A 22,951-nucleotide genomic window follows, 5' to 3' on the forward strand; every position below is an offset into this window, starting at 1 on the left:
TGCACGAAACCCGCCGCCCGCTCGGCCTGCGCCGCTCCAGCGCGCGGGGTGCTCCGAACGGTGGAAGCCTTCGGGCGCGTCGGGAACCGTCAGGGACCCGGTGCGGGCCCGCAAAGATCCACGGGCCCCGACGAACTGGAGGAACTCGTGACCGTCACCGGCATCATCACCGCAATCATCGTCGGGCTCATCATCGGCGCCCTCGCGCGCTTGGTGCTGCCCGGCAAGCAGAACATCTCCATCGTGCTGACCATCATCGTCGGCATCGTGGCGGCCCTGATCGGCACGGCCCTCGCCCGCGCCGTGGGTGTGAGCACGACCGGGTTCAGCTTCCTGGAGCTGGTCATCCAGGTCATCGTCGCCGTCATCGGCGTCGGCATCGTCGGCGCCGTGCGCGGCCGCGCCCGCTGACCCGTCCGTCGGGGGCGGCACGCGCCGCCCCCGACGAAGGGTTCACCAGCCCAGCGTGCCGGGCGCGCCCTTGAACGGCCCCGTCACCTCGGAACTGATCCACCCCCCGTAGAAGTCCCCCTCCTGCGACTGGACCTCCTCGTCGTCGAGCAGGCAGCGCACCCCCGAGGGGTAGAACGCGAAGGCACCCGTGAGCGCCGCGAACGCCGGGGTCGGCGTCCGGTAGGACCAGGCGGCCCGCGGGCGCAGCACCCGCCCGTCCTCGGCCACGAGGTCGACGTAGGCCGCCTGACCCTTCCACTCGCACCAGCTCTGGCCCGACGTGGGCCGGACCGCCCCGGGCAGCACCGCGTCCGCGGCCACGTAGTACGTCGGCGGGTGCGAGGTCTCCAGCACGCGCCAGGCGCGCGGTACGTCCTCGTCGGGGGCGACGTCGACGATCAGCCGGCCCTCGGGGTCGAGGATGCGGACGCGCCGGCGCGCGGGTTCCAGGCGCGGCGGTCGCGGGTAGTCCCAGCAGGATTCGCTCACGCGGGTCAGCGTCACCCCCCGCGTGGCTCCCCGCGAGTCCACCCCGCCGCGGGCGGTCAGCGCCACGCGTCCAGGACGGCCGCACTGAGCCGGTCCAGGGACGGTGACCCCACCTTCCAGCGCTGCCAGTGCAGGTCCACGTCGAGACCGCCGCCCGGGTCGAGGTCGACGAGGTCGCCGCCCACCTGTTCGGGCAGCAGCAGCCCCCACCCGAACCCCAGCCGGACGGCCTGCCCGAAGTCGGCCGTGGCGGGGACGTGGTGGCGGGGACCACCGAGGCCCCCGCCTCCTCCTGCACCGTCGCCGTGGCGGCGCAACCAGCTGTCCTGCAGGTCGTCCGCGCGGTCGAACACGACGACCGGCGCGCGCGCCAGGGTCTGCGGTCCGACCCCGTCCGCGAACCACCGCCGGGCGAACTCCGCCGTCGCGTACGGGTGGTAGTGCACGGTGCCGAGCCGCGTCGCGCGGCACCCCGGCACGGGGTCGGCCTCGGTCGTGACGGCGGCGACGACGCTGCCCTCGCGGAGCAGTTCGTGCGTCCGCTCCTGGTCCTCGCGCCGCAGGTCGAAGGAGAACTCCCCCGCCAGCGGGGCGATCGCGGGCAGGAACCACGTCGCGAGCGAGTCGGCGTTGACGGCCACGGGCAGGACGGCCACCCCGCCCGCCGGCCGGACGGCCCGGTCGGCCTCCGCGGTGAGCAGGTCCACCTCGCGGGCCAGCCGCAGCACCGCCCGTCCCTCCTCGGTCGGCCGCACGGGACGGCTGCGCACGAGCAGGGGCCGGCCCGCGGTGGTCTCCAGCGCACGGATGCGCTGGCTGACGGCCGACGGTGTGATGTGCAGCGATCGGGCGGCCGCGTCGAAGGTGCCCTCGGCGACGACGGCGACGAGCGCGCGCAGCTGCGGGAGGTCCCACTCCACGGGCGGGGTCACGGGGCGCTCCTGCACATGAAGTGATGCTAATGGTGCTGCAGAACCATGAGCTGGAGTCGTGGCTCGCCAGTGCCTACCGTCGGGACGTGCTCACCCTCCTCGCCGGTTTGTCGTTCGGGTTGTCCCTCATCGTCGCCATCGGCGCCCAGAACACCTTCGTCATCCGGCAGGGGGTCCGCGGCGAGCACGTGGGGGCGGTCGTGGCGGTCTGCATCGCGAGCGACGTCGCCCTCATCGCGGTCGGGGTCGCGGGTGCGGGCGCCGTCGTGGCCGCGGCCCCGGGGCTGCTGACGGTGCTGCGGCTGGCGGGGGCCGCCTTCCTCCTCGGCTACGGGGCACTGGCGCTGCGCCGGGCCTGGCGACCCGGCGCCCTGCGCGCCGACACGTCCGGCGCCGCCGCGCCGCTGGGGTCCGTGCTGGCCACCGCGGCCGCCCTGACGTGGCTGAACCCGCACGTCTACCTCGACACCGTGGTGCTCCTGGGCTCCCTCGCCGCCGCGCACGGGGCGGACCGCTGGTGGTTCGGGGCGGGAGCGGCGCTCGGCAGCGCCCTGTGGTTCACCGTGCTGGGGCGCGGGGCGCGCCTGCTGCGTCCGGTGTTCGCCAAGCCCGGGGCGTGGCGGGTGCTCGACCTCGTCGTCGCCGTGGTGATGGTCGTGCTCGCGGTGCAGCTCGTCGCCCGCACCTGACCGCGGCCCCTCAGGGGGTGGGGACCGCCCGCAGCGCGCGCAGGGGTCCGGTCGGCAGCCCGAGCGCGCGCAGGGCCAGCGACGCCGCCCCGAGGAGCCCGTCGTCGGCCGGCAGCACGTCCCGCCCGGCGAGGGCGTCGCGCAGGGCGGGGGCGAGCGGCCCCTCGGCCCCCCGCCGCCAGACGCCGCCGCCCACGACGAGGGGTCCGGGGCCGGCGACGGCGCGCACGAGGGCGGCGAGCTCCTCCTGCGCCGCGGTGACGACGGCCGCCGCGACGGGGTCGCCCGCCGCCGCGACCGTGAAGCAGGCCGGGGCGAGCCGGGCCAGCCGGACGGGTTCGGCGCCGTAGACGAGGTCCACGAGCTCACCGAGGACGTAGGCGCGGCCCTCGCGGGGGCGGCGGTCGTCGGTGAGCCCGAACTCGGCGAGCACCGCCGGGGTGAGGGCCGTCGCGGGACCGGTGCCGTCGAGGTCGGAGGTGACGGCGCGCGCCACCTCCCGGCCCATCCAGAAACCCGCACCCGCGTCACCGAGCAGCCAGCCGTTGCCGCCGACGACCCGTTCCAGCGCGCCGTCGCGCACGCGCGCGGCCACCGACCCGGTCCCGGCCACGAGGGCCGCACCGGTGTCGTCGTCGGTCGCGGAGTGGAACATCGCCAGCAGGTCCGAGACCCGGCGGAAGGGGGCACCGGGGGTGAGCCCGAGGTGGTCGACGAGGCGTTCGACCGGGACGAGCCGGTCCGACCCCGCGGTCGCCAGCACGGTGGACCGGACGTCCCCGCCCGTGGCCCCCGCCTCGGCGAGGGCCTGCGCCACCGCGTCCCGCAGCGAGCCCAGTGCCGTCTCCACGCCCACGGCCGAGGGGTTCCCCGGTCCGGAGCCGGCCCGGGCGAGGGGCCGGCCGGCCGGGTCGAGGACGAGCGCACGGGTCGTGCTGCCCCCGGCGTCGAGGGCCAGCACGACCCCGTCGACGGGGAGGGGGACAGAGGTGGGGACGGAGGTGGGGACGGAGGTCACTTGAGCCCGCCGGCCGAGACCGCACCTTGCAGGCGGCGCTGGAACACGAGGTAGACCACCAGGACCGGGACCACCGTCATGACGGCCCCGGCGAACAGGGCGCCGAAGTTCACGTCGTAGCCGGCCTGGGAGGCGAACGCCGCGAGGCCCTGGGTCAGGACGTAGTTGCTGCGGTCGGAGTTCAGGACCACCGGCAGCAGGAACTGGTTCCACAGCCCGACGAAGTTCAGGATGGCGACGGCGGCCATGCCCGGTCCGGCCATGGGCAGCATGACCTGGAAGAAGGTCCGCCACTCGCTCGCCCCGTCGATCGAGGCGGCCTCGGCGATCTCCCCCGGCAGCTCCTCGAAGAAGCTCAGCAGGAAGAAGACCGTGAACGGGTAGGCGTAGGTCGCGTAGCTGAGGATCAGCCCCGGGAGCGTGTTGAGGACGCCGATCTGCTGGAGGATGAAGAACAGCGGGACGACGGCGAGGAAGACCGGGAAGGTCAGGCCCGCGACGATGAGGTAGCGCAGGACGGTGCGGCCGCGGAAGTCGAACCTCGCCAGCACGTACGCCGACATCGCCCCCATGACCATCGTCAGCACGAGCGCGGCGAAGACGACGACGACGCTGTTGAAGAAGTACGACCCGATGCCGGCGGTGTTCCAGGCGTCGACGTAGTTCTGGAACCGCCACTCCCGCGGCAGCGAGAACGGCGAGGCGAAGATCTCCCGGTTCGTCTTGAAGCTGGAGACGACGGTCCAGACGAAGGGCAGCAGGACCAGCAGCGACCAGATGCCCAGCACGGTGTGCGAGGTGACGGCGACGGTCCGCTCCCCCGACGGCCCGCGCCGCTCGGGACGGGCGGGGGCGGCCGCGGCCGGGAGCCGGGTGTCGGCGCTCATGCCCGGGCCCCCCGTGCGTCGCGGCGGGACAGCGCCTGGCCGATGCCGAGCACCAGACCGGTGAAGGCGAAGGTCAGCACGGCGAGCACCACTCCCATCGCGCAGGCCAGCCCGAAGCGGCCCTCCTTGAACGCCGTCGAGAAGATCTGCTGGGTGATGACGAGGGTCGAGTTCGCCGGCCCGCCGTCGGGGTTCATGGCGGCGAGGAAGACGAACGCGTCGAGGGCGAAGATCCCCAGGTACACGTAGGCCGTCCGCAGCGAGCCGGCGATCCCGGGGGCGGCGATGAAGACCGCGGTCCGGAACCGGCCCGCGCCGTCGATGCGCGCCGCCTCGAAGATCTCCGCCGGGATGGCGCGGATGGAGGCGACGAACAGGACCATGTAGAACCCGACGAAGCTCCAGACGATGACGACGATGACGGCCCACAGCGCCGTCGAGGGTTCGCCCAGCCAGGCGAAGTCCTTGAAGCGGCCGAGCCCGAGTCCCGTGAGGACCCCGTTGAGCAGCCCGGCGCTGGGGTCGTAGACCCGCCCGAAGATGATGCCGACGACGATGGCCGGCACGACGTAGGGGAAGAACGAGACGACGCGGTAGAACGAGGAGCCCGCCAGGCCGCGCACGGCCCCGGTCGAGGAGCCGCCGAACGTCAGCAGGCACGCCAGGGCGAAGCTCAGGACGAGGGTGACCGCGGGCACGACGAGCAGCAGCACGAGGCTGTTGCCGACCGCCTTGAGGAACAGGTCGTCGGTCAGCAGCCGCTGGTAGTTCTCCAGCCCGACGAACTCCTGCGTCGAGGTGAAGCCGGACCAGGAGGTGAGGGAGTACCACGCGGCCTGCGTGAAGGGGTAGAGCACGAACAGCAGGTAGAGCGCCACCGGCACCCCGAGGAAGACGACCACGAGGCTGATCCGGTCGAACGTCCACCGCTTCCGCGTCACCACCGGAGGGCGGGAGGCCCTCCGGCGGGTGACGCGCGTGGGGGTGCCGGGCAGCGCGCTCACGACACCTTGACCTTCACGATGCTGGAGTCCTCGCGGGTCTGGTCGAACTGCTGCTGCAGGCCGCTCGTGAGGCCGGCGACGTCGAGCTGACCGGACAGGAACCCGTTCCACAAGACGTTGTTCTGGCTCGTGAACCCGTACACGTCGTTGAAGTTGAACGTGTAGGTGTCCTGCCCCGCCGCGTTCAGCATGGCGATCTGCGAGGCCAGCGCGGTGGAGCCGAACGCGTCGGAGGGCACGGTGTCCTTGACGACCGTGGACGACAGCTTCGTCTTGGCGAAGTTCGTCGCGGCCTCCTTCGACAGCATGATCCGCAGGACCTCCATGCCACCGGCCTTGTTCTTCCCCTTGCTGGGGACGACGAACGGCTCGCCCGCACTGGCGTGGAACGCGGTGGCGGGCATGGCGGCACCGGAGGTGACCGAGGGCGGCGGCGCACCCGTCATCTGGAAGTCCGGGGCGGTCTGGGACTTCATCTCGTTCTCGATCCAGGACCCGGACGGGTAGAGGATCGCCTCCTGCGCCTCGCTCCACTGCGCCTGGGCGGCGGTGAACTGCGTACCGGCGCCACCGGGCCGGAAGTAGCCGGCCTTGACGGCATCGCTCATCTTCCCGAACACGGCCTGCACGGCGGGGTGGCTCCACGCCTTCGCGTCGAGGTTGCCGAGCGCGACGCGCACCTCGTCACCGCCCTCCTTGATGGCCGAGTCGACCGCGAGGGTGAGGTAGTAGGACGCGGCCTCCTTGCCCCAGCAGAAGAGGTACTTCCCCTTCTCCTTCGCCGACGCCCCGAGGGCCAGCGCGTCGTCCCACGTCGCGGGGGCCTTCCAGCCGTTCGCGTCGAAGAGGGACTTGGAGTACCAGAGGCCGTAGACGGTGAGGACGTAGTTCAGCTGCACGAGGCGGCCGTCGTAGGTGCCGTCGTCGAGCATCCCCGGGTAGAGGGTGTCGGCGATGACGGTGCCGTCGGTGTTCTTCGCCTTGGTCAGCGGGGTGAGGTCCTCGAGCTGCGCGGCGATGGTCGCCAGGCCGATGGCGTTGGCGCCGGAGTTGTCCAGCAGGTCCGGCGGGTTGCCGCCGACGAAGCGCGGCTGCAGCTCCTGCGCGATCTGGGTCGAGGGCGAGACCGTCAGCTTGCCGCCGTCGTGCAGGTCGGCGTACTTGGCGGCCGCGAAGGACACGTAGTCGGTGCCGTAGCCGCCGTCGAAGACGACGGCGTCGACGGCCGCGCCCTTGGCGACGCCGAACGGGTTCTGGTCGCTGACCTCACCGGTGGGGCCGGAGTCGCCGGAGTCCTCGTTCCCCCCGGAGGCGGCGCAGGCCGCGGTCGCGACCGGGACGAGGGTCCCGGCCAGGGCCAGTCCCAGGAAACGTCGACGCTGCAGGGACGTGGACTCGCTCACGGTGGTTCCTTCCGAGGTGGTGGGCAGGGCGGGTTCTGGAGCGGCGGGGTTCTGGAGCGGTGGGGTGTCAGGCGCTGCGGCGCAGGCGGTCGCCGTAGCGGGCCTCGATCTGCTTGTTGCGGTCGTGGCCGCCGGGGATGTTCGCCGAGACGTACAGCGGGGCCTCCTGGCCGCGGTCGGCGAGGGCCGTGACCGTGCCGATCGTCAGGAGCTGGGCGATGTAGGCCGCCGTCAGGGACGACACGGACCCCACGGGGACGTCGGAGACGTCGGTGAGGGTGGCGTCGCCGTAGGGGGCGAGGTTGTCGATGACGACGTCGGCGATCTCCGAGAGCCGCTTCCCGCTGGGGTGCTTGGGTTCCACGGCCTGCGTGTGCTCCAGGCTCGTGACCGCCACGACCGGGTGGCCGTGCTCCTTGGCCAACAGGGCCAGGCCGACGACGGAACCGTTGACGCCGGAGTTCGAGGCGATGACGAAGACGTCGCGCGGGTCGCGGACGACGGTCGCGAAGACGTCCTGGGCGATGTTCGGGTCGCGTTCCAGCGGGGGTTCGCCCGTGAGCTCGGCGATCTCGTGGTCGCCCAGGAGCGCCGCGTCGCGCAGGGCGACCTTGTTCGTGGGGATGAGCCCGCCGGCGCGGCCGGCGACCTCCATCGCGAAGGCCTCGGAGTGACCGGTGCCGAACGCCTGGACGACCCCGCCCTTGGCGATGCAGTCCGCGAGCAGTTCCACGGCGTCGTCGAGACCACCGCCGGCGGCGAAGGCCGAGAGCCGGTCGAGGCGGTCCCTGACCTGGGCTCCGAAGGCGGTGACGTGACCGGGGAACTGGTCGGCGAAGGTGGGCACAGCATCTCTCCTTGAGTCGTCGATTCACCGCGTCATTGCTGGTTGCATGAATGTTTCACTCAGCCCTCAGGGACTGTCAAGGGTTCGCCGTGTTGCGTTCGTGTTGCGTTCGCGTTGCCTTTCGGCTCCTCCGCGGACACCGGCACGACCACTCCACGGAGCGTGGTCGCGGTGCTAGCCTGCGTCAGCTGGATCAGTCATCCACTCTGACGGAGGAGTCCGGGATGGGCGTCGAAACCCTCGACCCGGCGCAGCGCATCGAGGCGGTCCGCGCGGACCTGCCCCCCTCCCTGCGCAAGGTGGCCGACTTCGTCCTCGCCTCCCCCGAGAGCGTCGAGGAGTGCTCGGCCACCGAGCTGGCGCGCCGCGCCGGGACGTCCCAGGCCGCCGTCACGCGGTTCTGCCAGACCATCGGCCTCGAGGGCTACCAGGGGCTGGTCCGGTGGATGGCGCGCGAGCAGGGCCGCAAGGACGGCGGCGGGTCCGTCTGGGGCACCGCCGAGATCGGCCCCGAGATCGCCCCCGACGACGACCTCGAACGCGTCGCCGCCGTGGTCGCCGCCGCCGACGTCCGCAGCCTGCAGGACACCGCCCGCCGCCTCGACCTCGACGCCGTCGAACGCGCGGCGCAGGCCGTCGCCCGAGCCCACCGCGTCGACGTCTACGGCGTGGGCGGCAGCGCCGCGATGGCGGCCGAGACGGACTCCCGCCTGTTCGGCATCGGCGTCCCGGTGCGGAACTGGACCGAGGTCCACGCCGCCAGCACGTCGGCGGCGCTGCTCACCCCCGCCGACGTCGCCATCGCGATCTCCTTCTCCGGCGCCACCCGCGAGGTCGTGGAACCCACCGAACTGGCCGCCCGCCGCGGCGCCACGACGATCGCCGTGACCGGCGACCCGACGTCCGCGCTCGCGCAGATCGCCGACGTCGTCCTCACCGTGGCCCCCGGCGGCACGACCTACCGCGAGGGCCCCTTCGCGGCCCGCCACGCGCAGCTCCTCGTCGTGGACTGCCTCTACGTCCGGGTCGCGCAGCTGACGTTCGCGCGCGCCAGCGCCGCCCGTGCCCTCACCGACCACATCCCCGCCCAGCACGCGGTGCGGCCGGCGCGGCGGCGGGCCCGGTGAGCGACGCGGTGACGCACGGGGGCGTGGGCCCGGACCTGCGGTACCTCGCGAACGTCCGCCCGTCGGCGCGGCAGCTGCGGTGGCAGGCGCTGGAGTTCTACGGGTTCCTCCACGTCGGCATGAACACCGTCACCGACCGGGAGTGGGGCCTCGGCCACGAGGACCCCGCCCTGTTCGACCCGCCGGACGTCGACGCCGGTGCGTGGGTCGCGGCTCTGGCCGCCGCCGGGATGCGGGGTGTCGTCCTCACCGCCAAGCACCACGACGGGTTCTGCCTGTGGCCCAGCGCGCACACCGACCACTCCGTCGCGGCGAGCCCGTGGCGCGGTGGGCGCGGCGACCTCGTCGCCGAGGTCTCGCAGGCCTGCGCCGCAGCCGGTCTGGCCTTCGGGGTCTACCTGTCGCCGTGGGACCGGACCGACGCGCGCTACGGCACCGGCCGGGCCTACGACGACTACGTCGTGGCCCAGCTGACCGAACTCCTCACCGGCTACGACGAGGTCTTCTGCGTGTGGCTCGACGGGGCGAACGGCGAGGGTCCCGACGGCCGCCGCCAGCTCTACGACTGGGACCGGTACCACCGTGTCGTCCGCGCCCTGCAACCCGACGCCGTCCTCAGCGTCTGCGGTCCGGACGTCCGGTGGTGCGGGAACGAGGCAGGGCACACCCGGCGCGACGAGTGGAGCGTCGTCCCCCACGAGCTGCAGGACGCCGAGGGCACGGCGAGCCGGTCCCAGCAGGTCGACGACGGCGAGTTCTCCCGCCGTGTGCGCTCCGACGAGGAGGACCTCGGCAGCCGCACGGCGCTGGCCGGGTACGCCGGGGAGTGCGTCTGGTACCCGGCCGAGGTCAACACCTCGGTGCGACCGGGCTGGTTCCACCACCCCGCCGAGGACGGGCAGGTGCGGTCGGCGGCCGAGCTCTTCGACCTCTGGCGGTCGGCCGTGGGCGGGAACTCCTGCTTCCTGCTCAACGTCCCGCCGGCCGCGACGGGTCGTCTCGGTGAGCCCGACGTCGCCGTCCTCGAGCAGTTGGGTCACCTGGTGCGCCGGCACGTCGAGGCCGACCGCGCCGGGGACGCGACCGTCACCGACGAGGACGGGCCCGTGGACCTCGCCGGAGCACCCGTCCCCGACCGGGCTCCGTGGCGTCCCCGCGGTCCCCGGCCTCGGCTCGCGCTGGCGTTCCCGGCGCCCGTCACCGTCCGCTCGCTGGACCTGTGGGAGGACATCGCCCACGGCCAGCGCATCGAGGCGTTCTCCGTGGTCCTGTCCCTCGACGGAGCCGTCGTGTGGCGCGGCGGAGCGGGCGTCTTGGGCCACCTGCGGATCCTCGAGGTGCCGGACGTGACCGCCGACCACGTCGAGGTCGTCCTCGAGCGGTTCCGCGCCGCCCCGGCGCTGGCCGGGGTCCGCGTCGTCAGCGCGTGAGCAACCCCGCGTAGAGCTCGGGGCGCCGGTCGGCGTGCACCCCGTTGCGCGTCGAGGTCTCCTTGCGCCGCGCGTCCGTCAGCCGGCACCGCGCCACGAGGACGTGCTCCCCCGCCCCGGCGGGCGCCTCGGCGAGCGGACGACCGTCGGGCCCCACGACGGCAGAGCCGCCGACCCAGGTCACGCCGCGTTCGGCCCCGGTGCGGTCGCACGCCGCGACGAACATCCGGTTCGCCGACGCGGCGGCCTGCACGTGCACGACCTCCATCGGGCGTTCGTCGGCGCGCGGCGGGCCGGGCCAGTTCGTCGGCGCGCACACGAGGTCGGCGCCGGCCAGGCCGATGAGCCGCATCCACTCCACGAACCCCAGGTCGTAGCAGACCGCGAGCGCCAGCCGGCTCCACGGCGTTGCGATGACCTCGGGCAGCTCGTCCCCGGGGACGAAGATCTCCTTCTCACCGTCCCACAGGTGTGCCTTGCGGTAGACGGTCCGGATCCCGCTGCCGTCCAGCAGCAGCGCGCTGTTGCGCAGGGCCCCGTCGGTGTCGACCTCGGCGAACCCCACCGCGACGACGAGGTCGTGCCGGCGGGCGAGGTCGGTGAAGGCGCCCGCGGTGGGGCCGTCGGCGGGTTCGGCGAGGTCCCGCGCCTCCTGGGCGGAGGCGAAGACGTAACCGCTGCGCAGGAGTTCGGGCAGCACGACGATCCGCGCACCCCGGCGGGCGGCCTCCTCGGCCGCCGCGACACCGCGCGCGAGGTTGCCGTCGGGGTCCCCGACGACGAGCGCGACCTGGCAGACAGCGACGTCCACCTCCGGCGCGACCTCGGGCGGGGTGGTGGTCGTGCTCACCGTCCCAGGATGCCGCAGCCCGGACCGGGGTGGACGGGAACGGTGACGCCGCCGGGGTGCCGCCGTCAGAGCTTCTCGACGGGCGCGTACCGCAGCAGCAACCGCTTGGTGCCCTCGGTGCGGAAGTCGATGTGGGCGATGGTCTTGTCCCCCTCGCCCTCGACCCGCACGACGGTGCCGAGGCCGAAGGAGTCGTGCGTCACCCGGTCGCCGGGGTTCAGCGCGATGACGGGGCGGTTGCCGGCCGACCGGACGCCGGGCCGCTGGGAGACGCGCGCGGCCGCCGACGGCGAGGAGACGTTCTGGTACGTCGACTCCCCGCGCTTCCAGTCCAGCAGCGTCGGCGGGACCTCGTCGAGGAACCGGGACGGCGGGTACTGCTGCGGCGCGCCCCACGCGCTGCGCACCGCGGAACGGGACAGGTAGAGGCGTTCGCGCGCACGGGTGAGCCCGACGTAGGCGAGCCGGCGTTCCTCGGCGAGCTGGTCGGGGTCCCCCAGCGAGCGCTGGTGCGGGAACGTCCCGTCCTCCATGCCCGTGAGGAACACGACGGGGAACTCCAGACCCTTGGCCGTGTGCAGGGTCATGAGGGTGACGACGCCGTCGTCCTCGGCGCCGGCCGGGATCTGGTCGGCGTCGGCGACGAGGGAGACGCGTTCGAGGAAGTCCGACAGCGTCCCCTCGGGGTTGTCCTCGGCGAACTCCTCGGCGACGGCGACGAGTTCGGACAGGTTCTCCACGCGCGACTCGTCCTGCGGGTCGGCGCTGGCACGCAGTTCGGCGAGGTACCCCGTCTGCTCCAGCACGGCCTCGAGCACCACCGACGGCGCGGCGCCGGACTCGGCGAGCGTGCGCAGGTCGGCGATGAGCTGGGCGAACCCCTTGATGGCGTTGAGGGAGCGGGACACGAGCCCGATCGCCTCGTCGGCCCGGTCGAGGGCCGCGCCGAACCCGATCCGCTCGCGCTCGGCCAGCACGACGATCGAGGCCTCGGCCCGTTCCCCGATGCCGCGCTTGGGGGTGTTCAGCACCCGGCGCAGGTTCACGGTGTCGTCGGGGTTGTCGAGGACGCGCAGGTACGCGACGGCGTCCTTGACCTCCTTGCGCTCGTAGAAGCGAGTACCGCCGACCACCTTGTAGGGCAGGCCGGTGCGGATGAACACCTCCTCCAGCGAGCGCGACTGGGCGTTCGTCCGGTAGAAGACGGCGACGTCCTTGTACTTCACGTCGTCGTGGTCGTGGAGGCGGTCGACCTCCTCGGCGACGAACGCGGCCTCGTCGTGCTCGTCGTCGGCGACGTAGCCGACGATCTTCTCCCCCGCGCCCGAGGCGGTCCACAGGTTCTTGGGCCGGCGGTCCTCGTTGACCTTGATGACCTCGTTGGCGGCCGTGAGGATGTTCTGCGTCGAGCGGTAGTTCTGCTCGAGCAGGATCGTCGTGGCGTCGGGGTAGTCCTGCTCGAACTCGACGATGTTGCGGATCGTGGCGCCGCGGAAGGCGTAGATCGACTGGTCGGCGTCACCGACGACCGTCAGCTCGCCCCGCGGGACGTTGCCCTCCCCCGTGCCGACGAGTTCCTTCACGAGGACGTACTGCGCGTGGTTGGTGTCCTGGTACTCGTCGACGAGGACGTGCCGGAACCGGCGGCGGTAGTGCTCGGCCACGTCCGGGAACGCCTGCAGCAGGTGGACGGTCGACATGATGAGGTCGTCGAAGTCCATGGCGTTGGCCTGGCGCAGCCGCTGCTGGTACGTCCGGTAGGCGCGGGCGAGGATCCGCTCGGTCTCGGTGCCGTCGCCGGAGTTCGCGCGGTCGAAGAACGTCTCCTCGTCGACGAGCTCGTTCTTGAGGTTGGAGACCATGGCGGACATCGCGCGCGGCGCGTGCTTCTTGGGGTCCAGCTCCAGCTCGCGGCCGACCATCGCCATGAGCCGCTGGGAGTCGGCGGAGTCGTAGATCGAGAACGACGTCCGCATGCCCAGGTGCTGGGCCTCGCGCCGCAGGATGCGGACGCAGGCGGAGTGGAACGTGGAGACCCACATGCTGCGGGCGCCCATGCCGACGACGTCGCCGACGAGGGCGGCCACGCGCTCGCGCATCTCGGCGGCGGCCTTGTTGGTGAACGTGATCGCGAGGACCTGGCCCGCCGTGGCGCGGCCCTCGGCGAGCAGGTACGCGATGCGGTGGGTCAGCACCCGCGTCTTGCCCGAGCCCGCCCCCGCCACGATGAGCAGCGGTGACCCGGCGTGCACGACGGCCTGGCGCTGCTGGGGGTTCAGGCCCGCCACGAGCGCGGCCGGGTCCAGCCCCGGGCGGTGCGGGCGCCGCACGGACGGGGCGTCGGCCAGCACGGCGGGGCCCGTGTCCTTCCGCCCGCCGCCGGAACCGTCGGGGGCGCCGAAGGGGAGGTCGTCGAAGAGTGTGCTCATCGTCCGTCAAGGGTAGGCCTCCCCTCGGACAGACCCCGTCGCTCGCCGTTGGTCCGATCCGGTCGGTTGCGGACCACTCTGGTCCATGTCCGTCTACAGTGGTCCCATGCCACGGCTGACCAAGGAACAGATCGACGAGGAGATCCTCGAAGCCGCCGCCGCGCTGTTCGCCCGGCACGGCCTCGAGCAGACGTCCGTCCAACGCATCGCCGACGCCGTCGGGTACTCCAAGACCGGTCTGCTGCACCGCTTCCCCACCAAGGAGGCGATCGCCGAGGCGACCATCGCCCACACCGTCGACCACTTCGAGGCCGTCGCGGCCGTGGTGGACGGCACCGCCCCGGGCGTCGCCCGCGACCGGAGGGTGCTCGAGGCGCTCGTCGTCCTCGCCGCCGGCCGTCCCGGCCTCGTCTCGTTCATGCTCACCTCGATCAGCCAGGGCGTGCTGACCGGCGAACGCCTCGACGTCCTCGGCGAGGTCCTCTTCCGCGCCTTCGGCGCCAGCCTCCCCACGCCGGGGGCGGAACCGACCCCGGCGGAGGTCACCCGGGCCGTCCGCATCACGAGCGCCGTCGGCGGCCTGGCCGTCACGTCCCTCGCCTTCTGCGACGTCCCCACCACCGACCTCACCGACGACCTCGTGGCCGCCGCCCTGGGCGCGCTCGGCCACGGACCCGGCACGCCCCACCACGAGAGCGAGAACTGACCGATGGCCACCTTCCTGCACCGCCTCGGCCGGGCCTCGTTCCGGCACAAGGGGCTCGTCATCGCCGTCTGGGTGCTGCTCCTCGCCCTCGGGGGCGTCGGGGCCGCGACGCTGTCCGGCAAGACCGTCAACACCTTCGAGATCCCCGGCCAGGAGTCGACGACCGCGCTGCGGATCATCGGCCAGGAGTTCGGCGCCACGGCCGAGGGCGCCTCGGCCCAGGTCGTCCTCGAGGTCCCGGCCGGGCAGAAGATCACCGCCCCGGACAACGCCGCGAAGGTCGCCGGCGTCGTCCAGGCCCTCAACGCCCTGCCCGGTGCCCGGGGCGCCACGAACCCGCTGGACCAGGCCGCCCCCACGGTCTCCCCCGACCTGCGGGCCGCGTACAGCACCGTCTCCTACGGCGTCGCACCACCGGAGGTGACCGACGCGCAGCGGCAGGCCCTGCTGCGCGCCGTCGACGACGCCCGCGCGTCCGGCCTGACCGCGGAGGTCACCGGCACCGCCACCCAGGGCGCCGCCAAGCTCGGCGGGGCCGCCGAAGGGCTCGGCGTCGTCGTCGCCCTCGTCGTGCTGGCCCTCACCTACGGCTCGCTCGTCGCCGCCGGCATGAACCTGCTGACGGCCGTCGTCGGCGTCGGCATCGGCGCGCTGGGGATCACCACGCTCACCGGGTTCGTCGACCTGCAGTCCACGACGCCGATCCTCGCCGTCATGCTCGGCCTGGCCGTCGGCATCGACTACGCGCTCTTCATCGTCACGCGGTTCCGGCACGAGCTCCTGGCCGGCAGGACGGTCGCCGAGGCCGTCCCGCTCGCGGTCGGCACCGCCGGGTCGGCCGTCCTGACCGCCGGGACCACCGTCGTCATCGCCCTGGCCGGCCTCGCCGTCGCGGGCATCCCCTTCCTCACCGAGATGGGCGTCGCGGCCGCCGCGACCGTCGTCGTGGCAGTGCTCGTGGCCCTCACCCTCGTGCCCGCCGCCCTCGGCGTCGTCGGTCTGCGCGCCCTGCCGCGCTCGGCCCGCCGGGCCCTGGCCCACGAGAGCGGCAAGCACACGGCCGTCCCGGCGGCCGACCCCGACCCCACCGGCCGCGGGTTCTTCGGCGGCTGGAGCCGGCTCATCACGGGCCGGCGCTGGCTCAGCCTCGTCGCCGCCGTCCTCGTCCTGGGGGCCGTCGCGGTGCCCGTCGCCTCGATGCAGACGAGCCTGGCGACGTCCTGGCCCGACGGCAGCACGCAGGAGAAGGCGCAGGGCATCCTGGCCGACCGCTTCGGCGCGGGGGTGAGCGGTCCGCTGCTCGTCCTGACCCGCGGCGACGACGCCGTCGCCCGCGGTACCCAGCTGAGCACCGAACTGGGCCGCCTCGACGGGGTGGCCGTGGCGACGCCCGCCGTGCCGAGCCAGGACGGGAAGGCCGCGCTCGTGACGGTCGTCCCCAAGACCGCGCCGGACGACGCCGCGACGACGGACCTGGTGCACCGGATGCGCGACCTCATCCGCGAGGACGGGTCGAGCACCCCGGCGTACGTGACGGGCCAGACGGCCGTGAGCGTCGACGTCAACGCGACCCTGTCGGAGGCGCTGCCGGTCTACCTCGTCCTCGTGGTCGGCCTGGCGTTCGTGCTGCTGGTGCTCGTGTTCCGCTCGCTGCTGGTCCCCGTCGTGGGCGTCCTCGGGTTCCTCCTGACCATCGGCGCCTCGCTGGGGGCCACCACCGCGGTGTTCCAGTGGGGCTGGGCCAAGCAGCTCGTCCACGCCGACACGACCGGTCCGCTGCTGAGCCTGGCGCCGATCATCGTCGTCGGGATCCTGTTCGGCCTCGCGATGGACTACCAGGTGTTCCTCGTCTCCCGGATGCACGAGGCGCACGCCCACGGGGCGCGACCGCTGCAGGCCGTGCGGACGGGGTTCCGGCAGGCGGCACCCGTCGTCGTCGCCGCGGCCGCGATCATGTTCGCCGTCTTCGCCGGCTTCGTCCCCGAGGGCGACGCGACGATCAAACCCATCGCGTTCGCGCTGGCGATCGGGATCCTCGCCGACGCCGTCGTCGTCCGGATGGTCGCGGTGCCCGCCGCGCTCTCCCTGCTGGGCCGGGCGGCCTGGTGGCTGCCGCGCTGGCTGCAGTGGCTCCCCGTCCTCGACGTCGAGGGCGCCGCCCTCGAACGCCGCGACTCCACCGGCGAGCGCGCCGTCACCCCGGAGGCCTCCCCGACGCACTGAGCCACCACCCCGCGCGGAAAACACTCTTTCCGCCCTCGAACTTGTGTTTCGAGGGCGGAAAGGGTGTTTTCCGCGCGACGGCAGGGGGGGCGTGCGGAGGGCGGGCCTACGGTGTCCTGGTGCAGCGACGCGCCTCCCGTCCGGTCCGTCCGGGGTGCTCACCGTGAGCGAGCTCGGCCTGGACGGCACGAACGGCATCCTGTGCCGACCCGGCGTGCAGACCGTGCACTCCAGCGCCGGCCTCGGCCTGGAGCAGCTCTACCTGTCCACCCAGCTGGAGTCGCCGTACGGGGCCACCTTCGCGCCGGCGGCGACGAGCACCGTGATCCTGCACCTCGACGGGCCCGTCCGGGTCAGCCGCGGGCCGGCCGGACGGCGCCGGAGCCGGCAGGTCGCCGCCGGAGGACTGTTCCTGCACCCCGCGGGACGTGAACTGACGGTGGAGCTCGGCAGCGCCCTGCGCACCGTGCACCTCTACCTCACCGCGCAGGCCCTCGACGAGGCCGCCGGCGGCCGGTCCCCGGAGCTGGCCGAGGACCTGGGCGTGGCCGACGCCCTGCTCGAGCAGCTCGTCCGCGCCCTGGACCGGGCACTGCGCGACTGGGAGCCCGCGGCCCGGACCTACGTGGACCAGCTGACGAGCGCCACCGCCGCCCAGCTGACCCGCTTCCACGCCCGGGGCCGGGGACCGGCCACCGACGAACCGGGCCGGGGGGCGCTGAGCGAGCAGCAGCACCGGGTCGTGCACGCGTTGATGCAGGACCGGCTGGGCGAGCCGCTCCCGCTGGCCGTCCTGGCGCAGGCGGTGGGGCTCGGCCCGAGCCAGTTCTCCCGCCGGTTCAAGGCCAGGACCGGTGTCGCGCCGCACCAGTACCTCCTGGACCTGCGGGTCGACGAGGCGGCCCGGCTGCTGCGCTCGGGGACCGACCCCATCGCCCTCGTCGCCGCGCGGTGCGGGTTCAGCCACCAGGAGCACCTGACGCGGGTGTTCCGCGCGCGGCTGGGCACCACCCCCGGCACCGTCCGCCGCGGCGGCTGACCCGCGCGTTTCGTGCAGGAGCGGGCGCGCTCTCGTGCAGGACACCTCCGGGGGCGCGGGTCCAGGCTCGGTCCACCACGACGCGGAGGGACCCCTCGCGGCGAACAGGAGGAACGAGCTCATGGTGGACCTCGACACCGACGTCCTGGTCATCGGCAGCGGACCGGCCGGCAGTGCCGCCGCCCTCGCCCTGGCCACCTACGGGGTGCGCGTCACCCTCGTCACGAAGTACGGACGGCTGGCGGACACCCCGCGCGCCCACATCACCAACCAGCGGACGATGGAGGCCCTGCGCGACCTCGGCGTCGAGGACGAGGTGGTGGCGCAGGCCACTCCGCAGGAACTCATGGGGAACCTCGTCTACTGCACGTCCCTGGCCGGGGAGGAACTGGGCCGCTCGCGGGTGTGGGGCACCCGCCCGGACCGGGGGGCGGAGTACGCGGCCGCCAGCCCGTCCCGGATGTGCGACATGCCCCAGGACCTCATGGAACCCGTCCTCCTCGGCCGGGCCCAGGCCCGCGGGGCGTCGGTGCGGTTCGACACCGAGTTCCTGTCCCTCGTGCAGGACGACGACGGCGTCCTGGTGCGGCTGCGGGACCGGTTGCGGGGCGACGAGTACGACGTCCGGGCCCGCTACGTCATCGGCGCCGACGGCGCCCGCAGCCGCGTCGCCGAGGCGGTGGACCTGCCGGTGCGGGGCCGGATGGCCGTGGGCGGCAGCATCAACGTCGTCTTCGAGGCGGACCTGTCCCACCTGGTCGCCGACCGCCCCTCCGTCCTGTACTGGGTGCTGCAACCCGGCGCGGACGTCGGCGGCATCGGGGCCGGGCTCGTGCGGATGGTCCGCCCCTGGAACAAGTGGCTCATCGTCTGGGGCTACGACCTGGACGGACCGGCCCCCGACCTGTCGGACGAGTTCACCCTGTCCGTCGTCCACCGCCTCGTCGGGCAGGACGTGCCGGCGCGCATCCTGTCCGCCTCGGCGTGGACCGTGAACCACGCCTGGGCCGAGGAGTACTCCGCCGGTCGCGTGTTCTGCACGGGCGACGCCGTCCACCGGCACCCGCCGTCGAACGGACTGGGGTCGAACACCTCGATCCAGGACTCCTACAACCTCGCGTGGAAGCTCGCCCTGGTCCTGGGCGGGCAGGCCGGTCCGGGGTTGCTGGACACCTACTCCGCCGAGCGCGCACCCGTGGGCCGCCAGGTCGTCGACCGCGCCAACCAGAGCATCGCCGACACCTCCCGGCTCTACGCCGCCCTGCGGATCGACGGCGACCAGGACCCCGAGCGGATGCGGACGGCCATCGACGGCCGCAAGCTCGCCGGCCCCGCCGGGCGGGAACAACGGGCGGACCTGCGCGCGGCGATCGCGTTCAAGGACTACGAGTTCAACTGCCACGGCGTGGAGATGGACCAGCGCTACGCCTCCCGCGCCGTCGTCCCGGACGGAACTCCCCCGCCCGTCCCGGACCGGGACCCCGAACTGCACTCGCACGCCACGTCCCGCCCGGGCGCGAAACTGCCGCACGCCTGGCTCACGGCGCGCGACCGCCGCCAAGTCTCGACGCTGGACCTCGGCGGGCACGGCCGGTTCACGCTCTACACGGGCATCGGCGGGGAGGACTGGACGGCCGCCGCCCGCACGGTCGGCGACCGGCTGGGGCTCGACCTGCGCACCGTCGTCGTCGGTCCCGGCTGCGAGCACGAGGACCTCTACGGGGAGTGGGCCGCCGTGTGCGAGGTCGAAGAGGACGGGATGCTCCTGACCCGCCCCGACGGCTACGTCGCCCACCGCAGCCGCTCGGCCGCCGGGTCGGCGGCCGCCGCCGAGCAGCTGCTCGAACGCGTCCTGCGCACCGTGCTGGACCGGGAAGAACCGAACCGCGAGGAGGGGACCGCGTGAGCGCTCGGGAACTGTTCAGCGAGGAGTCGTCCGCGGAGGTGGTGGCCGCCAGTTTCGACGGCACCCCGGACCCCCGGCTGCGCCGGGTGGTGCAGTCCCTCGTGCGGCACCTGCACGACTTCGTCAAGGACGTGGAACTCACCGAGGCCGAGTGGGAGACGGCCGTCGACTTCCTCACGCGGACGGGCCAGATCTGCTCGGAGACCCGTCAGGAGTTCATCCTGCTCTCCGACGTGCTGGGCCTGTCGATGCTCGTGGAGACCGTGAACCACCGGACCGGCGGAGCCTCGACCGAGCAGACCGTCCTCGGGCCGTTCCACGTGGCCGCCTCCCCGGCCCGCGACCTCGGTACCGACATCGCCCTGGACGGCAAGGGAACCCCCTGCCTCGTCTCCGGGCGGGTCACCGGCACCGACGGGACCGCCCTGGCCGGGGCGCGGGTCGACGTGTGGCAGACGAACGAGGACGGTTTCTACGACGTCCAGCAACCCGACGTGCAACCGCCCGGGAACCTGCGGGGGATCTTCACCACCGACGACGACGGCCGCTACTGGTTCCGTTCCGTGGTTCCCCGGTACTACCCCATCCCCGACGACGGGCCGGTCGGGGAACTGCTGGCCGCGACCGGCCGCCACCCCTACCGGCCCGCGCACCTGCACTTCATCGTCAGCGCCGCGGGGCACCGGTCGGTGACCACCCACGTCTTCGTGGCCGACAGCCCCTACCTCGACTCCGACGCGGTGTTCGGGGTCAAGGAGAGCCTGGTGCGCGACGTCGCGGAGGTCGACGACCCCGCCCGGGCCGAGGCCGTCGGCCTCCCGAACCCGTTCCGCACGCTCACCTTCGACCTCACCCTGGCGCGCGAGGACGAGGAGCCGGGTTCCCCGACGCCGGCGACGGCGGGTGGACCGTCGTGACCGTCGTGACCGGCGGGGCCGGGGCGTGGGCGTCCTTCACGTACGAGCCGCTGCCCACGCGCGTGGTCTTCGGCGCGGGAACGCTGGCGCGGGTGCCCGAGGAGGTCGACCGGCTGGGGCTCGGCGCGGTCCTCGTCGTGTCCTCCCCCGGGCACGTCGGGACCGCCCGGGACCTGGCCCGGACGCTCGGCCGACGGTCCGCCGGGGTCTTCGACGGCGCCCGGGTGCACGTCCCCGCACCGGTCGCGGACGCCGCGGTGCAGGCGGCGGACGCGGCCGGCGCGGACGGCTGCGTGGCCGTCGGCGGCGGGTCGGCGATCGGCCTCGGCAAGGCCGTGGCCCTGCGGCGGGGGCTGCCCCTCGTCGCGGTCCCCACCACCTACGCCGGGTCCGAGATGACCCCGGTGTGGGGGATCACCGAGGACGGGCTCAAGCGCACCGGCCGTGACGTGCGGGTGCTGCCCCGCAGCGTCGTGTACGACGTCGACCTCACGCTGTCGATGCCCGCGGACCTCACGGTCACCAGCCTCTTCAACGCCCTGGCGCACGCCGCCGAGAGCCTGTACGCGCCCGACGTCACCCCGGTCGTCGCGCTGCTGGCCCAGGCGGCGGTCCGGACCGTCGCCGACGCCCTCCCGAGCGTGCTGGCCGACGGCGGGGACGTCGCCGCCCGGGGCGACCTGCTGCGGGCGGCGTGGTGGTGCGGGACGGCCCTCGGGGCCACGACGATGTCGTTGCACCACAAGCTGTGCCACACGCTCGGGGGCACGCTGGACCTGCCGCACGCACCGACCCACACCGTCCTGCTGCCGCACACGCTCGCGCACAACCTGCCGGCCGCACCGCAGGCGGCCCACGCCCTCGCCGAGGCCCTGGGGTCGGACGACCCCGCGCGGGCGCTGTGGGACCTGGCCGGCCGCTGCGGCGCACCGCGCTCGCTGGCCGACCTGGGCGTCGCCCGCTCCGACCTGCCCCGGCTGGCGGAGCTGGCCTCGACCTCCCCCTACGCCAACCCGCGGCCCGTCACCCGCGAGGGCGTGCTCCGACTGCTGGAGGACGCCTGGGCCGGCCGGGCCCCGGCCGCCGGGGAGGTGGCGGGGTGAGCGCGGGCGAGTACGGCGTGGCGGGCGGTCACGTCCTGACCATGGACCCGCGGACCGGGGACGTGCCGGCCGGCCGGGTCCACGTGCGGGACGGGCGCATCGTCGCCGTCGGCCGCGACGTCGACGCGCCCGGGGCGACCGTCCTGGACGCCACCGGCGGGATCGTCCTGCCGGGCTTCGTCGACACGCACTGGCACATGTGGAACTCGCTCCTGCGCGGGCTCTCCCACGACGCGGTGGGGTACTTCGCCCTGCAACCGCTGGCGGGCGCGTACACCGTGGAGGACCACTTCACGGCCGTCCGGTTCGCCGCGGCCGAGGCGCTCAACGCCGGCGTCACCACCTGCCACGCCTGGGCCAACGCGGTGCGGGACCCCGAGGACGCGCAGGCGGAGCTGGAGGCGCTGCGCGAGAGCGGGATCCGCGCGCGGTACGGGTACGGCGGACCGCCGCCGGGTGCCCCCGCCCGGGACCTCGGCGACGACCTGCGCACGGCGCTGGCCTGGCTGGCGGACCGGTCGAGGGACCAGGCGGGGGACCAAGCGGGGAACCGCATCACGCTCGGACTGGTCGTCCAGGACCCGCAGGTCCTGCGCGCCGCCGTGGCGGCCGCCCGCGGGCTGGGGCTGCCCACGATCGGGACGCACACCGACCTCTCGGAGGTGGCGGACCTGCTCGGGCCCGACTTCCTCTACACCCACGGGGCCGGGGAACCGGCGCCGGTCCTGCGGGCCGTCGCCGCGGCCGGGCTGGCCGTGTCGCTGTGCCCGTGGACCGACCCGCTGACGGGCGCGGGTCTGAGCCCCGTCGTGGAGCTGCTCGCGGCCGGCGTCCCCGCCGACCGGATCTCCCTGTCGGTCGACACGACGAGCCAGACGGCGGTCGACCCGTTCGCGGCCCTGCGGATGACCCTCTACAGCGCCCGGATCGCGCAGCGCCCCGGCACCGGTTTCAGCGGCGTCCTGGCCCAGGACCTCTTCGGGGACGGGCCGCCGACACCGCTCATGACGCCGCGCGACGTCCTGCGCATGGCCGGGACCAACGGGGCCGACGTCCTCGGTCTGCAGGCGCAGACCGGGTCCCTGACCCCCGGCAAGCGCGCGGACGTCGTGGTGGTGCGGACCGACGGGCTCGGGATGCTGCCCGTGGCGGCCGGGGTCGACCCCGTGAACCTGCTCGTCCAGGGCGCCCACCCGTCCGACGTGGACCTCGTCGTGGTGGACGGCGTCCTGCGCAAGGTCGACGGCGAGCTGCTCGGCACGCCCGCCCGCGAGCTGTCCCGGCGGGCCGCCACCGCGCAGCGGGACCTGCTGGCGCGGGCCGGCCACGCGACCGGAGGGCTGCCGGGCTGAAGGAATGCCGACGCGGTGCCGATGGTTGGGAGGACTGGTCGCCCCGGTACGTGTCCCCGGGCCTCAACTCCAGCCGCTACGAGCGGCCGCTCGCCGAGAGGCGACGCTCGGGGCGACCAGCCTCTTCCTCTCCCCCGCCCGTCGGCC

20 protein-coding genes are annotated in these 22,951 nt (G+C 73.9%); 11 read left to right on the forward strand and 9 right to left on the reverse strand.

The features are described 5' to 3' along the window. The first annotated feature begins 147 nt into the window (after positions 1-147). Complete coding sequence (locus AB0637_RS06185; RefSeq protein ID WP_366170386.1) at positions 148-411, forward strand: GlsB/YeaQ/YmgE family stress response membrane protein; 264 nt, start codon at positions 148-150, stop codon at positions 409-411. Positions 412-453: 42 nt separating this feature from the next. Here the strand turns inward: AB0637_RS06185 and AB0637_RS06190 are convergent, their stop codons facing one another. After that, the gene (locus AB0637_RS06190) at positions 454-942 is read right to left on the reverse strand and encodes a DUF427 domain-containing protein (RefSeq protein ID WP_366170388.1); all 489 of its coding nucleotides are present in this window, start codon (positions 940-942) and stop codon (positions 454-456) included. Positions 943-998: 56 nt separating this feature from the next. After that, complete coding sequence (locus tag AB0637_RS06195; protein ID WP_366170524.1) at positions 999-1,862, reverse strand: LysR family transcriptional regulator ArgP; 864 nt, start codon at positions 1,860-1,862, stop codon at positions 999-1,001. A gap of 98 nt (positions 1,863-1,960) precedes the next feature. Here AB0637_RS06195 and AB0637_RS06200 point away from each other — a divergent pair, with 98 nt between their 5' ends. Further along, positions 1,961-2,563, forward strand: a complete 603-nt coding sequence (locus AB0637_RS06200) for a LysE family transporter (protein ID WP_366170390.1) — start codon at positions 1,961-1,963, stop codon at positions 2,561-2,563. A gap of 10 nt (positions 2,564-2,573) precedes the next feature. Here AB0637_RS06200 and AB0637_RS06205 read toward each other — a convergent pair whose 3' ends face one another. The 5 genes from AB0637_RS06205 to AB0637_RS06225 form a co-directional block, all read right to left on the reverse strand. Further along, the gene (locus AB0637_RS06205) at positions 2,574-3,581 is read right to left on the reverse strand and encodes a BadF/BadG/BcrA/BcrD ATPase family protein (RefSeq protein ID WP_366170392.1); all 1,008 of its coding nucleotides are present in this window, start codon (positions 3,579-3,581) and stop codon (positions 2,574-2,576) included. After that, positions 3,578-4,468 carry a carbohydrate ABC transporter permease gene (locus tag AB0637_RS06210; protein ID WP_366170394.1) on the reverse strand — a complete coding sequence of 297 codons (891 nt, stop codon included), beginning with the start codon at positions 4,466-4,468 and terminating at the stop codon, positions 3,578-3,580. Before AB0637_RS06210 ends, AB0637_RS06205 begins: the two co-directional genes overlap by 4 nt. After that, entirely contained in the window at positions 4,465-5,472 is a 1,008-nt protein-coding gene (locus AB0637_RS06215; RefSeq protein WP_366170396.1) for a sugar ABC transporter permease, read from the reverse strand. Before AB0637_RS06215 ends, AB0637_RS06210 begins: the two co-directional genes overlap by 4 nt. Continuing rightward, entirely contained in the window at positions 5,469-6,875 is a 1,407-nt protein-coding gene (gene ngcE / locus AB0637_RS06220) for an N-acetylglucosamine/diacetylchitobiose ABC transporter substrate-binding protein (protein ID WP_366170398.1), read from the reverse strand. Before ngcE ends, AB0637_RS06215 begins: the two co-directional genes overlap by 4 nt. A gap of 67 nt (positions 6,876-6,942) precedes the next feature. Beyond that, the gene (locus AB0637_RS06225) at positions 6,943-7,722 is read right to left on the reverse strand and encodes an SIS domain-containing protein (RefSeq protein ID WP_366170400.1); all 780 of its coding nucleotides are present in this window, start codon (positions 7,720-7,722) and stop codon (positions 6,943-6,945) included. A 224-nt stretch (positions 7,723-7,946) separates the two neighbouring features. On the opposite strand from AB0637_RS06225, the gene AB0637_RS06230 reads away from it, so the two are divergent. Together AB0637_RS06230 and AB0637_RS06235 are read left to right on the forward strand one after the other, a co-directional pair. Beyond that, on the forward strand, positions 7,947-8,849 hold the full coding sequence (locus AB0637_RS06230) for a MurR/RpiR family transcriptional regulator (RefSeq protein ID WP_366170402.1): 903 nt from the start codon (positions 7,947-7,949) through the stop codon (positions 8,847-8,849). Then, positions 8,846-10,279, forward strand: coding sequence for an alpha-L-fucosidase (locus AB0637_RS06235; RefSeq protein WP_366170404.1), 1,434 nt, complete (start codon positions 8,846-8,848; stop codon positions 10,277-10,279). The genes AB0637_RS06230 and AB0637_RS06235 overlap by 4 nt, the downstream gene beginning before the upstream one ends. On the opposite strand, the gene AB0637_RS06240 is transcribed toward AB0637_RS06235, so the two are convergent. Next, positions 10,269-11,129 (reverse strand): nitrilase-related carbon-nitrogen hydrolase, encoded by an 861-nt coding sequence (locus AB0637_RS06240; RefSeq protein ID WP_366170406.1) that lies wholly within the window; start codon positions 11,127-11,129, stop codon positions 10,269-10,271. The two genes, AB0637_RS06235 and AB0637_RS06240, sit on opposite strands and share 11 nt — an antisense overlap. A 65-nt stretch (positions 11,130-11,194) precedes the next feature. Beyond that, entirely contained in the window at positions 11,195-13,558 is a 2,364-nt protein-coding gene (gene pcrA, locus AB0637_RS06245) for a DNA helicase PcrA (RefSeq protein WP_366170408.1), read from the reverse strand. Positions 13,559-13,664: 106 nt separating this feature from the next. Here pcrA and AB0637_RS06250 point away from each other — a divergent pair, with 106 nt between their 5' ends. The 7 genes from AB0637_RS06250 (at position 13,665) to AB0637_RS06280 (ending at position 22,804) form a co-directional block, all read left to right on the forward strand. Next, entirely contained in the window at positions 13,665-14,264 is a 600-nt protein-coding gene (locus AB0637_RS06250; protein ID WP_366170410.1) for a helix-turn-helix domain-containing protein, read from the forward strand. A gap of 3 nt (positions 14,265-14,267) precedes the next feature. Continuing rightward, positions 14,268-16,487, forward strand: a complete 2,220-nt coding sequence (locus AB0637_RS06255; RefSeq protein WP_366170412.1) for an MMPL family transporter — start codon at positions 14,268-14,270, stop codon at positions 16,485-16,487. 163 nt (positions 16,488-16,650) lie between these two features. Then, positions 16,651-17,526, forward strand: a complete 876-nt coding sequence (locus AB0637_RS06260; protein ID WP_366170414.1) for an AraC family transcriptional regulator — start codon at positions 16,651-16,653, stop codon at positions 17,524-17,526. A 121-nt stretch (positions 17,527-17,647) separates the two neighbouring features. Further along, entirely contained in the window at positions 17,648-19,432 is a 1,785-nt protein-coding gene (locus tag AB0637_RS06265; protein WP_366170416.1) for an FAD-dependent monooxygenase, read from the forward strand. Then, positions 19,429-20,349: an intradiol ring-cleavage dioxygenase gene (locus tag AB0637_RS06270; RefSeq protein ID WP_366170418.1), complete on the forward strand. Its 921-nt coding sequence runs from the start codon at positions 19,429-19,431 to the stop codon at positions 20,347-20,349. The genes AB0637_RS06265 and AB0637_RS06270 overlap by 4 nt, the downstream gene beginning before the upstream one ends. After that, positions 20,346-21,452, forward strand: coding sequence for a maleylacetate reductase (locus AB0637_RS06275; protein WP_366170420.1), 1,107 nt, complete (start codon positions 20,346-20,348; stop codon positions 21,450-21,452). The genes AB0637_RS06270 and AB0637_RS06275 overlap by 4 nt, the downstream gene beginning before the upstream one ends. Further along, positions 21,449-22,804, forward strand: coding sequence for an amidohydrolase family protein (locus tag AB0637_RS06280; protein ID WP_366170422.1), 1,356 nt, complete (start codon positions 21,449-21,451; stop codon positions 22,802-22,804). Before AB0637_RS06275 ends, AB0637_RS06280 begins: the two co-directional genes overlap by 4 nt. Positions 22,805-22,951: the final 147 nt, after the last annotated feature.

The organism is Kineococcus sp. NPDC059986, assembly GCF_040702905.1.
GTDB lineage: Bacteria > Actinomycetota > Actinomycetes > Actinomycetales > Kineococcaceae > Kineococcus.

What these genes read in the sequence shown, in the direction of transcription:
- AB0637_RS06230 (WP_366170402.1), top strand. Translation starts at nt 7,947, where the DNA reads ATGGGCGTCGAAACCCTCGACCCGGCGCAGCGCATCGAGGCGGTCCGC.
- AB0637_RS06210 (WP_366170394.1), bottom strand. Translation starts at nt 4,468, where the DNA reads ATGAGCGCCGACACCCGGCTCCCGGCCGCGGCCGCCCCCGCCCGTCCC.
- AB0637_RS06250 (WP_366170410.1), top strand. Translation starts at nt 13,665, where the DNA reads ATGCCACGGCTGACCAAGGAACAGATCGACGAGGAGATCCTCGAAGCC.
- AB0637_RS06265 (WP_366170416.1), top strand. Translation starts at nt 17,648, where the DNA reads ATGGTGGACCTCGACACCGACGTCCTGGTCATCGGCAGCGGACCGGCC.
- pcrA (WP_366170408.1), bottom strand. Translation starts at nt 13,558, where the DNA reads ATGAGCACACTCTTCGACGACCTCCCCTTCGGCGCCCCCGACGGTTCC.
- AB0637_RS06255 (WP_366170412.1), top strand. Translation starts at nt 14,268, where the DNA reads ATGGCCACCTTCCTGCACCGCCTCGGCCGGGCCTCGTTCCGGCACAAG.